Below are 17,134 nucleotides of genomic sequence, written 5' to 3'. Positions count from 1 at the left end.
AGGGTGGTGTGGCGCACCGGCCCCGGTAGGCTGCTGGGTCAGAGTCGGACAAACATGCGGGGTTTGCGGTTGTTCGCAAGAGGCGGTACGCCCGCTGCCCCGGCGAGGAGGTTCGGGCCAGTGGCGCTCGTAGTCCAGAAGTACGGCGGTTCGTCGCTGGAGAGCGCTGACCGGATCAAGCGGGTGGCCGAGCGGATCGTGGCCACCAAGAAGGCCGGCAACGATGTGGTCGTGGTCTGCTCGGCGATGGGAGACACCACCGACGAGCTGCTCGACCTTGCCGAGCAGGTGAACCCTGTCCCGCCGGAGCGCGAGATGGACATGCTGCTCACCGCCGGTGAGCGCATCTCCAACGCGCTGGTCGCGATGGCGATCTCGGCGCAGGGAGCGGAGGCCTGGTCCTTCACCGGGTCCCAGGCGGGTGTCGTCACCACCTCGGTGCACGGCAACGCGCGCATCATCGACGTGTCGCCGAGCCGGGTCAGCGAAGCTCTTGAGCAGGGATACATCGCGCTCGTAGCGGGATTTCAGGGTGTCTCACAGGACACAAAGGACATCACCACACTCGGCCGCGGTGGTTCGGACGCCACCGCGGTGGCGCTGGCCGCGGCGCTGAACGCGGACGTCTGCGAGATCTACTCCGACGTCGACGGCGTGTACACCGCGGACCCACGGATCGTGCCGGACGCGCGCAAGCTCGACACCGTCCCCTACGAGGAGATGCTCGAACTCGCGGCAAGCGGGGCGAAGGTCCTGATGCTGCGCTGCGTCGAGTACGCACGCCGCTACGGCGTGCCGATCCGTGTTCGTTCTTCCTATAGCGACAAGCCGGGCACGACGGTTACCGGCTCGATTGAGGAGATCCCCGTGGAACAGGCGTTGATCACCGGAGTGGCACACGACCGGTCCGAAGCGAAGATCACCGTGACGGGTGTGCCGGACACCGCGGGTGCCGCCGCGCGCATCTTCCGCGTGGTCGCCGATGCCGAGATCGACATCGACATGGTGCTGCAGAACATTTCCAACACCAGCTCCGGCCGCACGGACATCACGTTCACCCTCTCCAGGGCGAACGGGCCGAAGGCGGTCGGCGAACTGGAGAAGATCAAGGCGGAGCTCGACTTCACCGCCGTGCTCTACGACGACCACGTCGGCAAGGTGTCGCTGGTGGGTGCCGGAATGCGTTCGCACCCCGGGGTGACCGCGTCGTTCTGCGAGGCGCTGGCGAAGACCGGCGTGAACATCGAGATCATCAACACCTCGGAGATCCGGATCTCGGTGCTGATCCGGGACGCGCAGGTGGACGACGCCGTGCGCGCGATCCACGAGGCATTCGAGCTCGGCGGCGACGAGGAAGCCGTTGTCTACGCGGGGAGTGGTCGCTGATGGCAGCCAACGGACTGCGAGTGGGAGTGGTCGGTGCGACCGGCCAGGTCGGTGCGGTGATGCGCGGCCTGCTCGCGGAGCGGAACTTCCCGATCGAGCAGATCCGGTTCTTCGCTTCGGCGCGTTCGGCGGGCAAGACGCTGCCGTTCAAGGGCGAGGACGTGCTGATCGAGGACGCCGAGACGGCCGACCCGAGCGGGCTGGACATCGCGCTGTTCTCCGCCGGTGGGTCCACGTCCAAGGCGCAGGCGCCCAGGTTCGCCGAGGCCGGCGTGACGGTGATCGACAACTCCTCCGCATGGCGCCTGGATCCGGACGTCCCGCTGGTGGTCAGCGAAGTGAACCCGCAGGCCGTAAAGGACGCGCGCAAGGGGATCATCGCCAACCCCAACTGCACGACGATGGCCGCGATGCCGGTGCTCAAGCCGCTGCACGACGAGGCCAAGCTGGTGCGGATGGTGGCCAGCAGCTACCAGGCGGTGTCCGGCAGCGGCCTCGCCGGTGTGGAGGAACTGGCCAACCAGGTCAGGACGGCGGGCGATCGCGGCCCCGAGCTCACCCACGACGGTTCCGCCGTCGACCTCGGTGAGCCGGCGAAGTACGCCCGTCCGATCGCGTTCAACGTCCTGCCGATGGCTGGTTCCATTGTGGACGATGGTTCGCACGAGACGGACGAGGAGCAGAAGCTCCGCAACGAGAGCCGCAAGATTCTCGACATTCCGGAGCTGCTCGTGTCCGGTACCTGCGTGCGGGTTCCGGTGTTCACCGGGCACGCGCTGTCGATCAACGTCGAGTTCGACCGGCCGCTGAGCGTCGAGCGCGCGACCGAGTTGCTGTCGACCGCGGCGGGCGTGCGGCTGTCGGACATCCCAACGCCGCTGCAGGCCGCGGGCGAGGACGTCAGCTACGTGGGCCGGATCCGGACGGACCCGGGCGTGCCGGACGGTCGAGGGCTCGCGTTGTTCGTCACCGGTGACAACCTGCGTAAGGGTGCGGCGCTGAACACCGTGCAGATCGCGGAACTGATCGCCCAATCAGGCTGATTCTCCTGCCGTCAGGGCCATCCCGTTTTCGTCGCGGGGTGGCCCTGACTGCGTTCGACCCCCGTTAATCCGGTTGATCCCGGCGCGGGCGGGTAGCACTCTTTGTGTTCACCGCAAAGAGGGGAAGGGACATGTACACCGCCGTCGAGGGCGCACGAGTACCCATTCGCATGTGGACAGACCCGGCTTCGGTCGAGGAGTCCGCGATGAACCAGCTCCGTAACGTCGCGAACCTGCCGTGGGTGCACGGCGTCGCGGTGATGCCCGACGTGCACTACGGCAAGGGCGCGACGGTCGGCAGTGTCATCGCGATGCGCGACGCCGTCTCGCCAGCCGCCGTCGGAGTGGACATCGGTTGTGGCATGAGCGCGGTGCGGACATCGCTCACCGCGGCCGACCTCCCCGACGACCTCGGCGTGCTGCGCAGGCGGATCGAGTCGCGCGTGCCGGTCGGGTTCAACAGGCACAAGACGCCGGTGGACCCCGCCAGGGTGCACGGCGTCGGCGGCTGGGACAGGTTCTGGTCCGCGTTCGGCGACCTGCACCGGGGTGTGCAGGAGCTGCGGGAGCGCGCGGCCACCCAGATCGGCAGTCTCGGCGGCGGCAACCACTTCATCGAGGTCTGCCTTGAGCAGGGTGGCTCCGACGAGGGGCGGGTCTGGCTGATGCTGCATTCGGGCTCGCGCAACATCGGCAAGGAGTTGGCCGAGCGACACATGGCCGTGGCCAGGAAGCTGCCGCACAACGCCGACCTGCCGGACCGCGATCTCGCGGTCTTCGTCACGGGAACCCCGGAGATGGAGGCCTACCGCAGGGACCTGTTCTGGGCACAGGACTACGCCGCCCGTAACCGGGCGACGATGGTCGCGCTGGTCAAGCAGGCCCTCGCGGACACGGTGCCCGGCGCGCGGTTCGACGACGCGATCTCCTGTCACCACAACTACGTCGCCGAGGAGAGCTACGACGGCGTGGACGTGCTGGTGACCCGCAAGGGCGCGATCCGGGCGGGTTCCGGTGATCTCGGGATCATTCCGGGGAGCATGGGTACCGGGTCCTACGTCGTGCGGGGACTGGGTAACGACAGCTCGTTCCAGTCCGCGTCCCACGGCGCGGGCCGGCGGATGTCGCGGACGAAGGCGAAGAAGATGTTCAGCGCGGCGGACCTCGCGGCGCAGACCGACGGGGTCGAGTGCCGCAAGGACACCGGTGTGGTGGACGAGATTCCCGCGGCATACAAGGACATCGACTCGGTGATCGCGGCGCAGACGGACCTGGTGGAGGTCGTCGCCCACCTCAAGCAGGTGATCTGCGTCAAGGGCTGAGCCGCCACCGGTAGGTTGGAGGAATGACAGGGCGAATGTGGGTACGACAGGTGATTGCCGGCGCCGCACTGGCAGCGGTGCTTCCGTTGGCAGGCTGCACCGACGAGATCAACTCGGCGGTGGAGAAGGCCGACGGGGTCGCGGGCAAGGCGGGGGCGTGCACCGAGGCGCTCGGTATCGCCACGAGCTTCAACCCGGAGTCACTCGATCCGCAGCAGGTGCGGGAACAGGCGGAGGAGAAGGCCAAGCGACTGCAGGAACTGGGCAACAACGCGGCGGACGCGAACGTCCGGGAAACCCTGCTCACCATGGCTGACGGCTACGTGGAACTCGAGCGCAAGCAGGCGGAAGGCCTCGGCAACCTGACCGACTGGGTGCGCCGCAACACCGAGAACATCGAACGCCTGCGCCAGGTCTGCCTCTGACCCAGGTAGGGCACTTTCCCGGGAAAGTGCCCTACTTGCGCGCGCACGTACATCACTTTCCCGGGAAAGTGGGAGCGCTGGCGAGGTCAGCGGCTTCTCGACTCGCACTTTCCCGGGAAAGTGCCGTGCCGCGGTCCCGGTACTGGAACACGATGCCGACGGCGGCCAGTGCGAGCCCGCCGATACCTGCGGCGGCGAAGCCCCAGGCCGGCGAGGAGTTGTCCATCACGAAACCCACGGCGGGGGCCCCGAGCGCCATGCCGATGCGTGTCCCGGAGTCCTGCAGTCCCATCGCCTCGCCACGGACTCCGGGAGGCGCCAGTTCGCTGACGGCCTCGGTGGTCGCCGCGAGAGTCGGCGCGCAGACGAAGTTCATCGGGATCAGTGCGAGAGCGAGCAGCCACCACGGCTGATCGAACAGGCCGACCGGAATCACCAGCACAGCCAGCAGCACCATCAGCGGGAGCTGCCGCAGCGAGCGGTGAACCGCACCGTGCACCAGGCCGCCGATCAGCGAAGCCACGCACATGACCGCGATGACGACACCGGTCCAGCCGACCTCGCCGTTGTCCCGCAGGGCCGCGAGCGCGGCGAGTTCGGTGCCGATCAGCACGAACAGCGCGCCGCACGCGATCAGCAGCGTGGCCACCAGTCTGCCGGTGAGCCACGTCCGGATCGGCGGCCGCATCCCTGGTGCCGGCGCGGCTTCCGCGACTCCCCGGACCGGTGGATTCAGTACGTACAACGCGACGGCGACGAGGCCGAACGCGACGCCGATTCCGGTGAGCGCGGCCGTTGAGGACACCCGGGTACTGACCAGGATGCCGGCGGCCGGGCCGATCATGAACGTGGTCTCGACCGAGATGGTGTCCATGGCGAAGGCCGTCCGCCTCGCGGGCGGCGGCACCTTCGCCGAGATGATCTGGCGGGAGATCGAAGAGGCGGGCACGATGAGAATCCCCGCTGGCAGGGCCACCGCCAGCAACACCGGGTACGACAGGTGCGGGGTGGCCAGCCAGAACAACGTGGATATCGAACCGCACAGCGCGACGACGGGCCGCAGGCCGTGCCGATCGATCATCCGGCCGATCAGCGGTGCGCCCATCGCGCTGCCCAACGTGGTGGCCGTGCCCACTAGACCGGCCGCGCCGTAGCCGCGGCCGAGCTCAGTGACGACGTGCAGGGTCAGGGTGATCCCCATCGCGGTCATCGGGAGAGATGCAACTCAATCCGCATAGGGAGTGCACCGATGACAGAAGATCAACTAGAAGCAGCCATCGAGACCTTGCGAGGGCTCGGGAAGGCCTCGCTCGACGCTGGCAGCCACGAGGTAGCAACGACGTATTTCAAGCAAGCGGCGGCAGTCGAACACCTGGTAGATCGAGCGTCGGAGCTCGAGCGCTACGTGGGGCAGGAACGATGAGCCGCTACGCGGGTGACGATCGACCCCTGACCCTCGCCAAGATCACCCTCGTCACATTCTCAACGGCGCTCATCGCCTCATCGCTCGTGCTCCTGATCTTCACCCTCGCCTCACCCCCTGCCCCCTCGGAATGGCCAGGCGTGCTCGTGCACGAGGACGGAAGCGTGAGCGTGAGTGACGAGCTACAGGACGAACGTTCACGCGCGTGGGTGGCTCGCTGCTCGACCCTTGGCAACCGCGTCTGCTAGCCCCCCCTCTGCCGACAACAACGGCCCCTTGATCCCTTCCCCGGATCAAGGGGCCGTTTTGTGTGACCGGAGTCACTCGAAGTCACACGTTCGGTAACGGCGTTACGTCCCCCGTGAATGGCGTATCCGAGTAGCGCACATGCGCTTTGTGAGCGTCTACCGCTCCTTCTCCTCGACCGAGGACTTCGACAGAGCAGAAGACAGGACGAATCGGCCCCTGACATGTGGGGCCTTCTTTTCGATCTTGTCGACATAAGACCAGGAGATGATCATGCAAGATCCAACCTTCCCGTGTGGGCACCCGCGCGTGCCCTCGAACACCACTCGCCGCGCCCCCTACGACGTCTGTCGAACCTGCGCGAACGAACGCCAGCGGGCATACGACCGTGCCCGTCGAGAGCGTCAGCGTGAGGAACAAGCCGAATTGCAACGTCGACGTGAGCTGGACGGTGAGGCTACGCCGGAACGTCAACGTGAGATCGACACCGCGCGTGCCCTCGCTGATCATTTCGACGCGAACACGACGGCCGTGTTCGAGGTCGATTCGAGCGGCGCCGTACACGACCGGATCACGGGCGAGATGTTCGGGAAGATGACCGCGTCGAGGGATGAGGAATTCGGCGAGTGGTTCCGTGAGTTGCTCAAGCGCTGGAGGGGTGAGCAGCGATGACCCACAAGACTGCCGAACTGCTCGACTTCTACCGTCTGCGGCTCAAAACGCCGCTGTTCACGTACTACGCCGTCGACGGCTACCCGTTGGGGTGGCAACAGACACGGCTGTTCGGCACGTCTGCCGATGCCATCGAGTCGGCAGAGATCGTCGGTGCCGTGCTCACCGATGGTGTGTGCGTGCTAGATCCTGACCTGAAGAACGGTGGGGACGCGTCGTTTGAGCGTCTAACCCGTGACTTCAACCTGCCCCCCACGTTCACCGTGCGGACTGCCAGCGGAGGGCATCACTACTACTTTCAGAGCGCTCAGCCGTTACGCACGATCAACCGTGGCGTGGCCAAGGACTATGACGGGGTGGATTTTCTGTCTAAGGGCTCTCACGTCGTGGCGGCCGGGTCCGTTCGCCGGGGTTACCCTCGTGAGGACAAGCCAGACGGTGAGTACGTGGTGGTGAACGATGCCCCCGTGGCGTACCTACCCGAACGGCTCCGGCGGGCGTGGCAAGAGGCCATGTCGTCGGGACCAACGGTGGTTATCGACGCTGACGATGTGGACTTGACCGAGTGGGACAAGATCGGGCTACAGGACTCACTCACTTACTGGCTGGAGCGGGTTCGAGAGGCACAGGACGGCTCGAAGTACTACACCGTGCGGGATGCCTACTACGTCGGTGTGAACTGCGGCCGGTACCTGGACGATTTCGATGCGGACGACTGGTGGGAGTCCATTGTGGAGGCCGCCCCGTACGTCATCTCGTCGTCCAGTGAGCGATCAATACGGAACCTATCGGACGACAAGCTGAAAGCGCCCAATATTGTGATCGCTGCTCAAACCCGCGCGACGGAGATTCAGGACGTCGAGACACGACCCGTGGAAACGCACGCCACGCGCATGGAGGCTCAGCTACTCAAGCACAGCAACACCGGACTTCTCCCCGTGTCTCATCTCGGCATGGCCTTGCGAGTGGCACGGAAGCACTCGAACGAGGTTATGTACGTGGGGGGTCTTGGGTGGTTCGCGTGGGACGGGACCCGATGGCGTGAGGACCCCGAGGGTGCCGTTGTTCGGCGGTACATCAGCCAAACCGTGCCCGACCTCTACGAAGAAGCGGCGGAAATGACACGGCGGGGTGTCGACGCGGGCATTGTGGGAAAGCACGTCTTGGCAGCCACCCGGTATCAAGATCGGTACGACTTGCAAAGCGTCGAGGGGATGCTACGGGACTACGTGGAGGGGGACCGGGAACTACTCGACGGTGACCCTCGTGTCATCAACGTAGCGAACGGGGTGGTGATCTTGCCCGAACACGCAGATGACCCCGTGAGGTTCGAGGCACACTCACCGTCGTTCATGTGCACGCGACTGGCGAACGTGAGCTATCACCCGGAACGAGAGGTCGGGGGAACGTTCCTCGATGACCAACTACGTCTGTTCTTCCCCGTCGAGGGTGAGCGCCAGTACTTTCAGAAGTTACTCGGGCTCACACTCGTAGGGGACAACCGGGAGCAACTCGTCACGATCCACACGGGGAAAAGTGATCGAGGCGCTAACGGCAAGGGGACGGTGCTAGGAGCGTTCGATCGGCTGTTCGGGGACTACAGCGGGCCGCTCGACAACGAACTTGTGAGCAAGGACGCGCGACGCAGCGACGACACGAAGTTATCTACGTATCGAGGCAAGCGGATGCTTCTGCTCTCCGAGTTCAGCAAGAAACTCGATACCGAGAAACTCAAGGCCTGGACGGGCGGTGACCCCGTGCAAGTGAGGGTGGCCTACGCGCGGGTTCCGTTCGACCTCCACGTCGACGCAAGCATCCACATCAGCGCCAACTCACTCCCGGAAATGGCACCCGACGCGGCGTGGTGGCGACGGGCGAAGATCGTCACATGGCGTGCAGATATCACGCAGGAACAGAAGCGCCCTAGCTCCGAAGTGAACGCAGAGATGGACCAGCACGCTAGTGAGTTACTCAATTGGGCCATCGAGGGATACCGCCTGTACCTACGTGACGGGCTGACCGACCCTGAGAGCGTGACGGAAAGGACGAGGTCCGTTCAGGCTGATGAGGACTGGCGACTTTCGTTCATTGAGACGTACCTGGTGGAGTCACCCGGTTCCGTGCTGCTGTGTGCCGATCTGTGGAAGGTGTACCAGAGTCGGTACCACGGCCGTGAGGTACCGACGCGGAACCGGTTCTATCGCACGATGGACACGTGGCTAGGTGAGAGCGAAAAGACCATGAGCGGCAAGGGCTGGCACGGATGGAAGCTACGCGACGACGTGGAGGAAAGCCCGTTCTAATGATCTTGATATGACGTTTATGACGTTTTGGACCTAAATTGCGCAACTTTCAATGAGTCCCTCTCATAGGAAAGTTGCGCATTTTGGGCTCAAAACGTCATAAACGTCATGGCTTGCAACCACTCCCTCAACCCACACGTACATGTCGTATAAGTGTATGGCGCATACACCGACGGTTACCGAGCCACTTGCCTCTCGCGTAGGCGAACACAGCAACGAACGGTGGCAAGTCATCCCCGATGCCCCGGCATACGAGGTGAGCACGCTCGGCCGCGTTCGCCGCATCGATAGCGGAAACGTGATCAGTACCAAGCTCAAGCCCTACTGCCGTGAGGTTCGCCTCTCCCGTGGCAGTGAGGGGCCGATCTACCGCGCCGTCCATGTCCTGGTGGCGAACGCGTTCGGCCTGAAGCGCAGCAGCGGTGAGCGCTACTCATTCAGAAACCGGGATCGCTACGACTGTCGCTTGAGCAACCTCGCTGTCTCCCCGGTCACCCCTGACTACCCCGCACGCGCGTTTCGCCGCTGAGCACCCGCAGTCGCAGCACAGCACACACGCGCTTGCTCCCCCCGGCACACGCAAACACAGGGGGCAGGGACACACGGCAGGGACACTCGCTCGGCTCGGCAGACACACGCGGTCGGCACGCACGCGCTTTGCTTTGCTTCTGCTCGCACATTCATCGCGACCCCCCACACCCCCAGGGGGGTATCCCCCTCCACCCCCCTCGCGCATCGCTGCGTTTACCGGAAAAAGGGTTACTGGCAAGATAGCAAGTCCACCAAACCCAGAAAGCACGCGAAATGGCAGCCTGTCAGGCCTGCGTCAATACCGATGACGGCTACGCAACCGAACGCATAGACGTCAACGGCAAGCCCCATCACGTCTGCCCCTCGTGCGCCATTTCCTACCACGGCAGCTCAACGGCTCGCCGCGCCATTTCCCGCAGGTTACTCAGGCAGCGACCAACGGAACGGCACCCCGGCGATATCTAACGCCGCACCCCTCATTTGTACAGGATAGCCGTTAACCGCTCCCTGCACTATCGGCCCTCCCGCTCGCATTCATCCCGGCGACGAACTTCGAGCAATGGCGGCCATTAGCACCACGTCCAGGCGACGCAATTCGCCTTCACATTCAATCGTAGCCAGGCGCAGCGATTCCGTGAGGCATCTCAATTCACCTCAATCTAAGGAATCATCACAATGGCTATTTCTAGCACCAACTCAACAGGGTTCTTGCCCCCCGATTACGTCGCATCGGCGGTTTGGGCACTTGCGACCGATCAGAGTGTCGCTCTCCAGGTCACCGACCTCTATAAGACGTCAGCACATACGGTTCATATCCCCGTTATCAACGCGACTTCGCAGGCAAACTGGATCGGCGAACTGCAGCCGATCACCGAGTCCACCCCGACCTGGGATGAGCTACAGATCACCCCGCTCAAGCTCGCGGCTTTGACTCGTGTCTCGCGCGAGGTCGCCCTTGACTCCTCCATGTCTGCCGTCAACGCGGTCATGAATGGAATGGCCGTCGACCTTGGCCGGAAGCTCGATGCAGCTCTTTTCGCCAATCCGGCCCCCGTCGGTGCCCCGGCAGGCTTGCCTAGTGCCGTCTCGACTGTGGTCGATTCGAACGGGTTCGCCAACCTGGATCCCTTCTTGCAGGCCCAGTCGGAGGCCGCCGAACTCGGGGCGACTCTCTCCGCGTTTATCACGGACCCTGCCACGGCTCTTAAGGTCCGCTCTCTGAAGGTGGGCACTACGGGCTCAAATCAGTATTTGATCGACATTTCGGCACAGGGTGTCACCGTGGCTGGAGTCCCTCTGTACGTCTCTCCTAGTGTCGAAGCGGGAACGGCATGGGGTATTGACCGCAGTCGCGTTATCACGGTGGCGAGTGAGCTTGCAGAATTGGACATCTCGGAAGATTCTGCATTCAACCTTAACGCGCTCGACATTCGGGGAATTCTTCGAGCAGCCTTCGCGATCACGAGCGAGGCGAGCGTCGTCAAGATCGTCGAGGTCGTCTGATCAACTTTCCCCTTTTGGTGGTGGGTCACTGACTCCTCACCAAAAGGGGTTTCCCCCTTAGCCGCCCGTCCCACGGCTCCCATCAACCTGACCACAGGTCATCACCGGGGTGATGGGAGCCGTGGATCAGGCTCAACAGCAAGGAACCAACCTCATGCCGCTCGCAAGCACTCTCGACGTCGAGGCTCGGCTAGGCCGCCCTCTTACCGACGACGAACGTACGCAAGCTCTCACTCTTCTCAGCGACGCTGAACTCATTCTTCTCGCTCGCGTTCCCGATCTCCGCACTAACCTCGATCGCCTTGAATCGGCGATCATGATTGAAGCAAATATGGTGCTTCGCGTCCTCCGTAATCCGGACGCCTTCGTATCGGAGAACGACGGCAACTACGGCTATCAGCGCGCCTACGCCGAACCCCAGGGCAGACTCTGGGTAACGGACGATGAGTGGAAAATCCTCGGCGTCGGCGTCGGGGTCTTCGTTCTACAGCCCGATTTCACGCCTTATCAAGGCCTAGTCTGATGACCACTCATAACGACGACGGCAACTTTTCCCTTTCCGCCAACGACGTCGAGGCCAACAACACTCAGCACGAGCAGGGCGCCATTTTCATGACTGGTTTTCGTGCCCCGAACACCGAAGTCGTCACCTCATTAATCTCCGAACGCCCCGGCATGCGCCGTGTCTCCCACCAACCCACAGCTCGCTACCGCGAGCGCTCGCAGTTCGAAGACGAGATTTGGCACTCAACCGGAACGCGGCACTACGGGGTACTACGCCCGACCCGCCGCCGTTAAAAATCGTGCGCTCGCCGTTCGTCTGTGCAGGCTCGACGGCTCGAGCGCATATAGCATCGGGTAATTGTACCCCGGAACTTCTCCGGCCGGAGTGCATGCCTGAGATACCCGATGCAAACGACAATGCCCCCGACCGGTGCCGTTCCCAACCGGTCGGGGGCATTGTTGCGTTTGGATGCTCACCCTCTCCCGTGATCATGGCGGATTGAGAGAGGGTGAGCGCGACTCCTGCCGTGTCGTCGGGGAAGGGGTTACGGCAGGAATCGAGACTAAGCGCTCGTACGAAACAACGGGGATGGCGGACGCGGGCCGTACCCCGGACGTTGAAGCAGGCAAGCAGCGCACGGCATGCCCTGCACAGCATCGAGGACATCAAACTTCCCCGGCGGCAGGCGCTCCCCACACAGCGCCCCCGCCCCTGAGACGTCTCGCACGTTCGGCAGGTCGGCAGGATCGGTGAGCGCGATGAGGTGCACGACACGCCGAGACTCACCGATGACACCGGGCCGGAAGCGAGCGAACACAAGGGGCATGTCGTGAGCGTGACGACGTCATCACCCATGCGGCAGGGAAGATCACCGGGAAGATGGGGGAAGCCCTAGACTTGACCCCGTGGCCAACGACCGTCTGAGAGCTGCCAGGGAGGGGACCCCCTCACGTCGTCACCCTGGCCCCATCGGGCGTGACGAACTGGCAGCGCTCGTCTCAGAGTTCGTAACGAAACACGACGAGCGAGGCAGGCTCTCAGCGTTCGATGCCAACCACCTAGGGAAGCTCGAACGCGGCACGGTCGCCCGCCCCTCGCCCCCCATCCGAGCGGCCCTGTGTGCCCTCCTAGACGCGAGCGAGGCGGACCTAGGGTTTGTGCCCCAGTGCGGTACTGAGCGCGTCTCAGCAGCGCTCATCGGAACCGTGCACACCGACAGAGCGGCACTCGAATGCGTCGCCCAAGTCCTAGCGAGTTTGCGCAGGCTTGAAGACGCAACGAGCGCTGGTGAAGTCCTGCCGACCGTTCGCACTCAAGCGGCCCTTGTGAGCAGGCTTGCCGACAACGCCCGATCCCCCCTCCGCAAGCAAGCCGTAGGGCTGTTGAGTGAGCTCGAGCAATACCTAGGTTGGCTGAGTATCCCGCTCGAGCGCTGGGAGGAGTCCCGCAAACACCTCGACAGGGCAAGCGTTCTAGCTCTCGAAGCCGATGACCCCATGCGCCTGAGTACGGCGCTTTCCTTTGCTGCGTACCGAAACCTACGGCGCGACCACCTACGTAGTGCCGAAGCTCTCAACGAAGCGGCAGCCCGTGACGAACGCGTTCACGTGGGGTTGCGAACGTACGTCCAGTTCCAACGGGCTGAAGTGTTGGCACGCGACGGCAGTCGCACCGAAGCACTAGACGCGCTCAAAGTCGCGGACCACCTGGCCGACGAGTTACCCGACGACGAGGACGAACTACCGTCATCGGCTTACTGGTATGTACCCAGTTTCTTTCATGGTCAACGGGCGTTCGTCCTAAAAGCGCTCGGAGACGAGAGGGAAGCCAGGCGCATAGCAACCGAAGCACTAGAAATCATGCCGCCCTCGTGGCGTGATAGTGAGTGGGCAGGGCGCAGGCGCAAGTTGGCAGAACTTGACGCTTAGTCCAAAAGAACGCCATCCCATGTAGGCGTTTCGATCTTCACGCGGTTGCGAGGGTCAACGCCGTGCCCTTTGCGTTCAATCTTCGACGCGCTCACTGACAGCCCCGTGAAGGCCAGAATGAAACGAGCGTCGTTTGCGTCGAGTTCGTCTCTCCGGTCGTAGGGCTTCCACATTTCATAAAGCGTCTGCCCCAACGACACCCGTATAGGCTTGTTTACGGGCGCGCTCGTGAGTTCTTCAATCTCCGAACGCACGTTTTTCAAGTCCTCAACGTGTTCTTTCCTGACCGACTCGTAAATATCGAGCAGTCCGTCAGCCTCCCACGTTGCACGGTCGAGTAAGTTCTTTCGCAGGGTTTCGACTAGCTCCGTTTCACGGGACCGTAGGACGTCTAGACGTTCCTCGTTCTCGCGCTGATTGCTCGACCACTCATAATCGTATAGGTCGACGTCATCGGGGTACTTCTCGCGAATCGCGGCATCGATCATCTCCCACACGACACGTTCAAGAATGCCGCCACCCGAACAATCAGGGGTTGAGCATTGGAGACGTCGTCTAACGCCACTCCCGTTAGTGACGCGTGTGTTCCCGCACTCCGAACACCTCACCAGACGCGACAGCGGGGAACCCTGGCGTGGTTTGCCCTTGTCTGTGCTCCGACCTTCTAGAGCGTCCTGTAGACGGTCGAATTCGGTACGTGTCAGGATCGGTTCGTCTGTGATCATGACGGGGTTTCCCTTGTCATCCCGAACAATCTCGCCGTTGTACACGCTGTACCCGCAGAGTGTCCACGAACGTAGCGCACGTGCCAGGGTCGAAGGATGCCACTTTGCCGGTTCTTCTGAATCACGTTCGATCTTGAAGTCGGCACTCGGCACAGCCACGCCCTTTTCAAACCAATCAGCACAGATACGCGCGACTGGTTCTCCTGTCGTGACTCTTTCCGCAGCTTCCTTCAACAACGGGGCCTGCTCGCTCTGAACTAGTCGCTTGCCACTCCCGACTTTCGCCGTCACGTACCCCCAACCGCCACCACCACCCGTGACGAATCCTTGAGCGCGTTTCGTTTCTTTCATTTCCAGCAGGCGCACTTGTGTCGCTTCTCGCTCAGCTTCAGCGAGGGCAGCAATCACCGTCAGGTAAGCCTTCCCGAACGTCGTACCCGTGTTGATCCCGTCGTCAACGGTGACGAGTTCGCGCTTGCGCTCCTTCAGCCACTCCAGCAATTCGAGGGCATCACGGGCGCTACGAGTGACACGTGACAGATGGAACGCCACCACGACGTCATAGGGCTTAGACGGGTTGTCGGTCAGCCAACGGCCGAATGACGGGCGCTTGAAAGGGCTTAGTGCCCCGCTGACGTTCTCGTCCTTACTGACACCCACCACTTCCCACTCATGTGCTGCGCAGAAAGCCAGTGCCCGTCGCTCTTGTGTCTCGATGCTCGCGCTCGTGTCCGTTGTCCTGCTCAGGCGCAAGACGATCAGTGCCCGACGTGGCCGTGTTATGATGCTCATAACGTTGCATCTTACGGCAGTCGCGCCACCAGCATCAGCAGCGTCGCGGTCGGCATTCCGGGAATGGCGAGGACACGACGGTACGGCTGGAACGGCACCACATCAGAAAACCGCGAGGTGGTACGACCGTGCAACTTCTTTCGTTGTTGCCTTTCTCGCATCTCTCCGAATAAAGTGACAGTCACTCTCAAATGGGAGTTACTGTCGAAGAGGGAGATTATGGCTGCCGGTGCGGATCCTCGTCGGTGGTGGGCCCTTGGTGCGCTCGCCCTCGCGTTGCTGACCTTCGGGCTCGACGTGACGATCCTGAACGTCGCCCTGCCCACGCTCGCGACCGAGCTGACGGCCTCGACCAGCCAGCTGCAGTGGTTTGCCAACGCGTACACGCTGGTGCTGGCGGCGGGTCTGTTGCCTGCCGGGCTGCTCGGTGACCGGTTCGGGCAGAAGAAGCTGATGCTGGGTGCGCTGGCGCTGTTCGGCGTCGCCTCGGTCGCCTGTGCCTACGCGGGCAGCGCGGAACTGCTGATCGTCGCGCGGGCGGTGCTCGGCCTCGGCGCGGCCTTCATGATCCCGCTGTCGATGTCGCTGCTGACCGTGCTGTTCACCGCGGCGGAACGGAGCAAGGCGATCGCGATCTGGTCCACGGCGATGGCCCTTGGCATCCCGCTCGGTCCGGTGCTCGGCGGCTGGCTGCTGGACCACTTCTGGTGGGGTTCGGTGTTCCTGATCAACGTGCCGCTGGTCCTGCTCGGTATCGCCGCGCTGGCCCTGTTGCTGCCGCGCACGGCGGGGACCTCAGGTGTGCGGATCGACGGCACGGGCATCGCGCTGTCCGCGACCGGGCTGGTCGCGCTGACCTACGGGCTGGTCGAGGCGGGCGAGCGTGGCTGGACCGCGCCGGGCGCACTGCTGCCGATCCTGGCGGGGCTGCTCGTGCTCGCGGTGTTCGTCCTGTGGCTGCGCAGGGCCACCGCGCCACTGGTGGATCTGGCGCTGTTCCGCTCGCCCGGATTCACCTGGGGAGCGGTGCTGGCGACCGTGGCGTCGTTCGCGCTGATGGGCGCGATGTTCGTGCTGCCGCAGTTCTTCCAGGCGGTGTTCGGCACAGACGCACTGGGTACCGGACTCCGGTTGTTGCCGATCGTGGGCGGGCTCCTTGTCGGCGTCCAGATCGCCGAACGGCTGCGGCCCCGGCTGGGGGCGAAGATCGTCGTCGGGCTCGGGTTCGGGCTGATGACGGCGGGGCTGGTCGTCGGAGCCGCCACGGCGGTCGGCGACGGCTACGGATTCACCGCGGTCTGGGTGTCCCTGGTCGGTGTCGGTCTCGGGTTCTCCCTGCCGCCCGCGATGGACCTCGCGATGGGCGCGCTGGCACAGGGCAGCAGCGGTGTCGGGTCCGGGCTGCTGCAGGCGCTGCGCCAGGTCGGCGGCACCTTCGGGGTGGCGATCCTCGGCACGGTGCTGAACGCCGGATATCGCACCGGAGTCGACCTGTCGACATTGCCGGAGCCGGCGGCCGAGGCGGCGCGGGGCAGTGCCGCGGCGGGGGTGCAGGTCGCGGAGGCGGCCGGGGCGCCGGGACTGTTGGAGTCGGTGCGCTCGGCGTTCGTCGAAGGGATGACCTCCACCCTGTGGGTCTGTGCCGCCGTCACCGCGCTCGGAGCAGTGCTGGCCGTGGTCTTCCTGCCGCGGAGTGCCGAGGACGTCCACCGGGCACAATCGGAGCATGACGTCCTCGCAAGCTGATCGCCCGATAGGACTGCGCGAGCGCAAGAAGGCCAGGACGCGCGCCGCGATCCAGGACCACGCGCTGCGCCTGTTCATCGAGCAGGGTTATGCGGAGACCACGGTCGAGCAGATCGCGGCCGCGGCGGAGGTCTCGCAGAGCACCTTCTTCCGCTACTTCCCCACCAAGGAGGAGACCGTCCTGCACGACCGGCTCGATCCGGTGCTCATCGAGTCGTTCCTGCGCCAGCCCGCCGAATTGAGCCTGCTCGGGGCGTTCAGGGCCGCGATCCGCGAGGTATTCGAGCGGCTCGACCCCGAGGAATCGGAGTTGGAGCGCGCCCGTCAGCAGCTCATCATCTCGATCCCGGAGCTGCGGGCGAAGCTTGTCGACGAGTTCACCACAGGACTTGCGATGCTCAACGACGCGGTGGCGCAGCGGACGGGACGGCGCGCCGACGACCCGGCCGTGCGGACATGGAACGGTGCGGTTATCGGCGTCGTGGTGGCCGTGTTCTTCGGCGCACAGCAGGACGGCGATCCGGACTTCGTCGGCGCCATGGACCGTGCCCTCGCGCAGTTGGAGGAGGGCCTTCCGCTGTAGC

General features: G+C 64.0%; 16 protein-coding genes. 14 read left to right on the top strand and 2 right to left on the bottom strand.

Features of this window, described 5'->3' with window-relative positions; genetic code table 11:
• The first annotated feature begins 120 nt into the window (after positions 1-120).
• The 4 genes from BM199_RS29420 to BM199_RS29405 all read left to right on the top strand — a co-directional run bounded on the left by BM199_RS29420 (position 121) and on the right by BM199_RS29405 (position 4,176).
• The gene (locus tag BM199_RS29420) at positions 121-1,386 is read left to right on the top strand and encodes an aspartate kinase (RefSeq protein WP_091678453.1); all 1,266 of its coding nucleotides are present in this window, start codon (positions 121-123) and stop codon (positions 1,384-1,386) included.
• Positions 1,386-2,429 carry an aspartate-semialdehyde dehydrogenase gene (locus BM199_RS29415; protein ID WP_091678450.1) on the top strand — a complete coding sequence of 348 codons (1,044 nt, stop codon included), beginning with the start codon at positions 1,386-1,388 and terminating at the stop codon, positions 2,427-2,429. The genes BM199_RS29420 and BM199_RS29415 overlap by 1 nt, the downstream gene beginning before the upstream one ends.
• A gap of 131 nt (positions 2,430-2,560) precedes the next feature.
• Positions 2,561-3,751 (top strand): RtcB family protein, encoded by a 1,191-nt coding sequence (locus BM199_RS29410; protein ID WP_091678448.1) that lies wholly within the window; start codon positions 2,561-2,563, stop codon positions 3,749-3,751.
• A gap of 23 nt (positions 3,752-3,774) precedes the next feature.
• Positions 3,775-4,176 (top strand): hypothetical protein, encoded by a 402-nt coding sequence (locus tag BM199_RS29405; protein WP_245788884.1) that lies wholly within the window; start codon positions 3,775-3,777, stop codon positions 4,174-4,176.
• Positions 4,177-4,228: 52 nt separating this feature from the next.
• Here the strand turns inward: BM199_RS29405 and BM199_RS29400 are convergent, their stop codons facing one another.
• Positions 4,229-5,386: an MFS transporter gene (locus BM199_RS29400; protein ID WP_091678443.1), complete on the bottom strand. Its 1,158-nt coding sequence runs from the start codon at positions 5,384-5,386 to the stop codon at positions 4,229-4,231.
• A gap of 209 nt (positions 5,387-5,595) precedes the next feature.
• On the opposite strand from BM199_RS29400, the gene BM199_RS29395 reads away from it, so the two are divergent.
• The 8 genes from BM199_RS29395 to BM199_RS29360 all read left to right on the top strand — a co-directional run bounded on the left by BM199_RS29395 (position 5,596) and on the right by BM199_RS29360 (position 13,287).
• Positions 5,596-5,847, top strand: coding sequence for a hypothetical protein (locus BM199_RS29395; protein WP_091678440.1), 252 nt, complete (start codon positions 5,596-5,598; stop codon positions 5,845-5,847).
• Between the two features lie 271 nt (positions 5,848-6,118).
• A complete protein-coding gene (locus BM199_RS33530) occupies positions 6,119-6,517 on the top strand; it encodes a hypothetical protein (protein WP_143101948.1) in 399 nt (132 codons plus the stop codon).
• Positions 6,514-8,820, top strand: a complete 2,307-nt coding sequence (locus BM199_RS29385) for a phage/plasmid primase, P4 family (RefSeq protein WP_091678434.1) — start codon at positions 6,514-6,516, stop codon at positions 8,818-8,820. The genes BM199_RS33530 and BM199_RS29385 overlap by 4 nt, the downstream gene beginning before the upstream one ends.
• 157 nt (positions 8,821-8,977) lie before the next feature.
• Positions 8,978-9,349 carry an NUMOD4 domain-containing protein gene (locus tag BM199_RS33525; protein ID WP_143101947.1) on the top strand — a complete coding sequence of 124 codons (372 nt, stop codon included), beginning with the start codon at positions 8,978-8,980 and terminating at the stop codon, positions 9,347-9,349.
• A gap of 677 nt (positions 9,350-10,026) precedes the next feature.
• The gene (locus BM199_RS29375) at positions 10,027-10,854 is read left to right on the top strand and encodes a phage major capsid protein (protein ID WP_091678428.1); all 828 of its coding nucleotides are present in this window, start codon (positions 10,027-10,029) and stop codon (positions 10,852-10,854) included.
• Positions 10,855-10,975: 121 nt separating this feature from the next.
• Complete coding sequence (locus BM199_RS29370; protein ID WP_177242848.1) at positions 10,976-11,377, top strand: Gp19/Gp15/Gp42 family protein; 402 nt, start codon at positions 10,976-10,978, stop codon at positions 11,375-11,377.
• Positions 11,377-11,652, top strand: coding sequence for a hypothetical protein (locus tag BM199_RS33520; protein WP_143101946.1), 276 nt, complete (start codon positions 11,377-11,379; stop codon positions 11,650-11,652). Before BM199_RS29370 ends, BM199_RS33520 begins: the two co-directional genes overlap by 1 nt.
• Positions 11,653-12,264: 612 nt before the next feature.
• Entirely contained in the window at positions 12,265-13,287 is a 1,023-nt protein-coding gene (locus BM199_RS29360; protein ID WP_245788882.1) for an NsdA family TPR-like regulatory protein, read from the top strand.
• On the opposite strand, the gene BM199_RS29355 is transcribed toward BM199_RS29360, so the two are convergent.
• On the bottom strand, positions 13,284-14,804 hold the full coding sequence (locus BM199_RS29355; RefSeq protein WP_091678422.1) for a recombinase family protein: 1,521 nt from the start codon (positions 14,802-14,804) through the stop codon (positions 13,284-13,286). The genes BM199_RS29360 and BM199_RS29355 overlap by 4 nt on opposite strands.
• 219 nt (positions 14,805-15,023) lie before the next feature.
• Here BM199_RS29355 and BM199_RS29350 point away from each other — a divergent pair, with 219 nt between their 5' ends.
• A complete protein-coding gene (locus BM199_RS29350) occupies positions 15,024-16,550 on the top strand; it encodes a DHA2 family efflux MFS transporter permease subunit (RefSeq protein ID WP_091678419.1) in 1,527 nt (508 codons plus the stop codon).
• The gene (locus BM199_RS29345) at positions 16,531-17,133 is read left to right on the top strand and encodes an acyl-CoA-like ligand-binding transcription factor (protein ID WP_091678417.1); all 603 of its coding nucleotides are present in this window, start codon (positions 16,531-16,533) and stop codon (positions 17,131-17,133) included. The genes BM199_RS29350 and BM199_RS29345 overlap by 20 nt, the downstream gene beginning before the upstream one ends.
• The last annotated feature ends 1 nt before the right edge of the window (position 17,134 follow it).

Source organism: Amycolatopsis marina (assembly GCF_900111885.1).
Taxonomy (GTDB): domain Bacteria; phylum Actinomycetota; class Actinomycetes; order Mycobacteriales; family Pseudonocardiaceae; genus Amycolatopsis; species Amycolatopsis marina.
Note: the sequence above shows the minus strand (reverse complement) of the source record. Positions and strands in the feature narration are given on the sequence as shown.

Excerpts from the sequence above, each read along its gene's own strand:
- BM199_RS29375 (WP_091678428.1), top strand. The coding sequence starts at position 10,027 with ATGGCTATTTCTAGCACCAACTCAACAGGGTTCTTGCCCCCCGATTAC.
- BM199_RS29350 (WP_091678419.1), top strand. The coding sequence starts at position 15,024 with ATGGCTGCCGGTGCGGATCCTCGTCGGTGGTGGGCCCTTGGTGCGCTC.
- BM199_RS33525 (WP_143101947.1), top strand. The coding sequence starts at position 8,978 with ATGGCGCATACACCGACGGTTACCGAGCCACTTGCCTCTCGCGTAGGC.
- BM199_RS29405 (WP_245788884.1), top strand. The coding sequence starts at position 3,775 with ATGACAGGGCGAATGTGGGTACGACAGGTGATTGCCGGCGCCGCACTG.
- BM199_RS29400 (WP_091678443.1), bottom strand. The coding sequence starts at position 5,386 with ATGACCGCGATGGGGATCACCCTGACCCTGCACGTCGTCACTGAGCTC.
- BM199_RS33520 (WP_143101946.1), top strand. The coding sequence starts at position 11,377 with ATGACCACTCATAACGACGACGGCAACTTTTCCCTTTCCGCCAACGAC.
- BM199_RS29415 (WP_091678450.1), top strand. The coding sequence starts at position 1,386 with ATGGCAGCCAACGGACTGCGAGTGGGAGTGGTCGGTGCGACCGGCCAG.
- BM199_RS29345 (WP_091678417.1), top strand. The coding sequence starts at position 16,531 with ATGACGTCCTCGCAAGCTGATCGCCCGATAGGACTGCGCGAGCGCAAG.
- BM199_RS33530 (WP_143101948.1), top strand. The coding sequence starts at position 6,119 with ATGCAAGATCCAACCTTCCCGTGTGGGCACCCGCGCGTGCCCTCGAAC.
- BM199_RS29355 (WP_091678422.1), bottom strand. The coding sequence starts at position 14,804 with ATGAGCATCATAACACGGCCACGTCGGGCACTGATCGTCTTGCGCCTG.
- BM199_RS29385 (WP_091678434.1), top strand. The coding sequence starts at position 6,514 with ATGACCCACAAGACTGCCGAACTGCTCGACTTCTACCGTCTGCGGCTC.
- BM199_RS29410 (WP_091678448.1), top strand. The coding sequence starts at position 2,561 with ATGTACACCGCCGTCGAGGGCGCACGAGTACCCATTCGCATGTGGACA.
- BM199_RS29395 (WP_091678440.1), top strand. The coding sequence starts at position 5,596 with ATGAGCCGCTACGCGGGTGACGATCGACCCCTGACCCTCGCCAAGATC.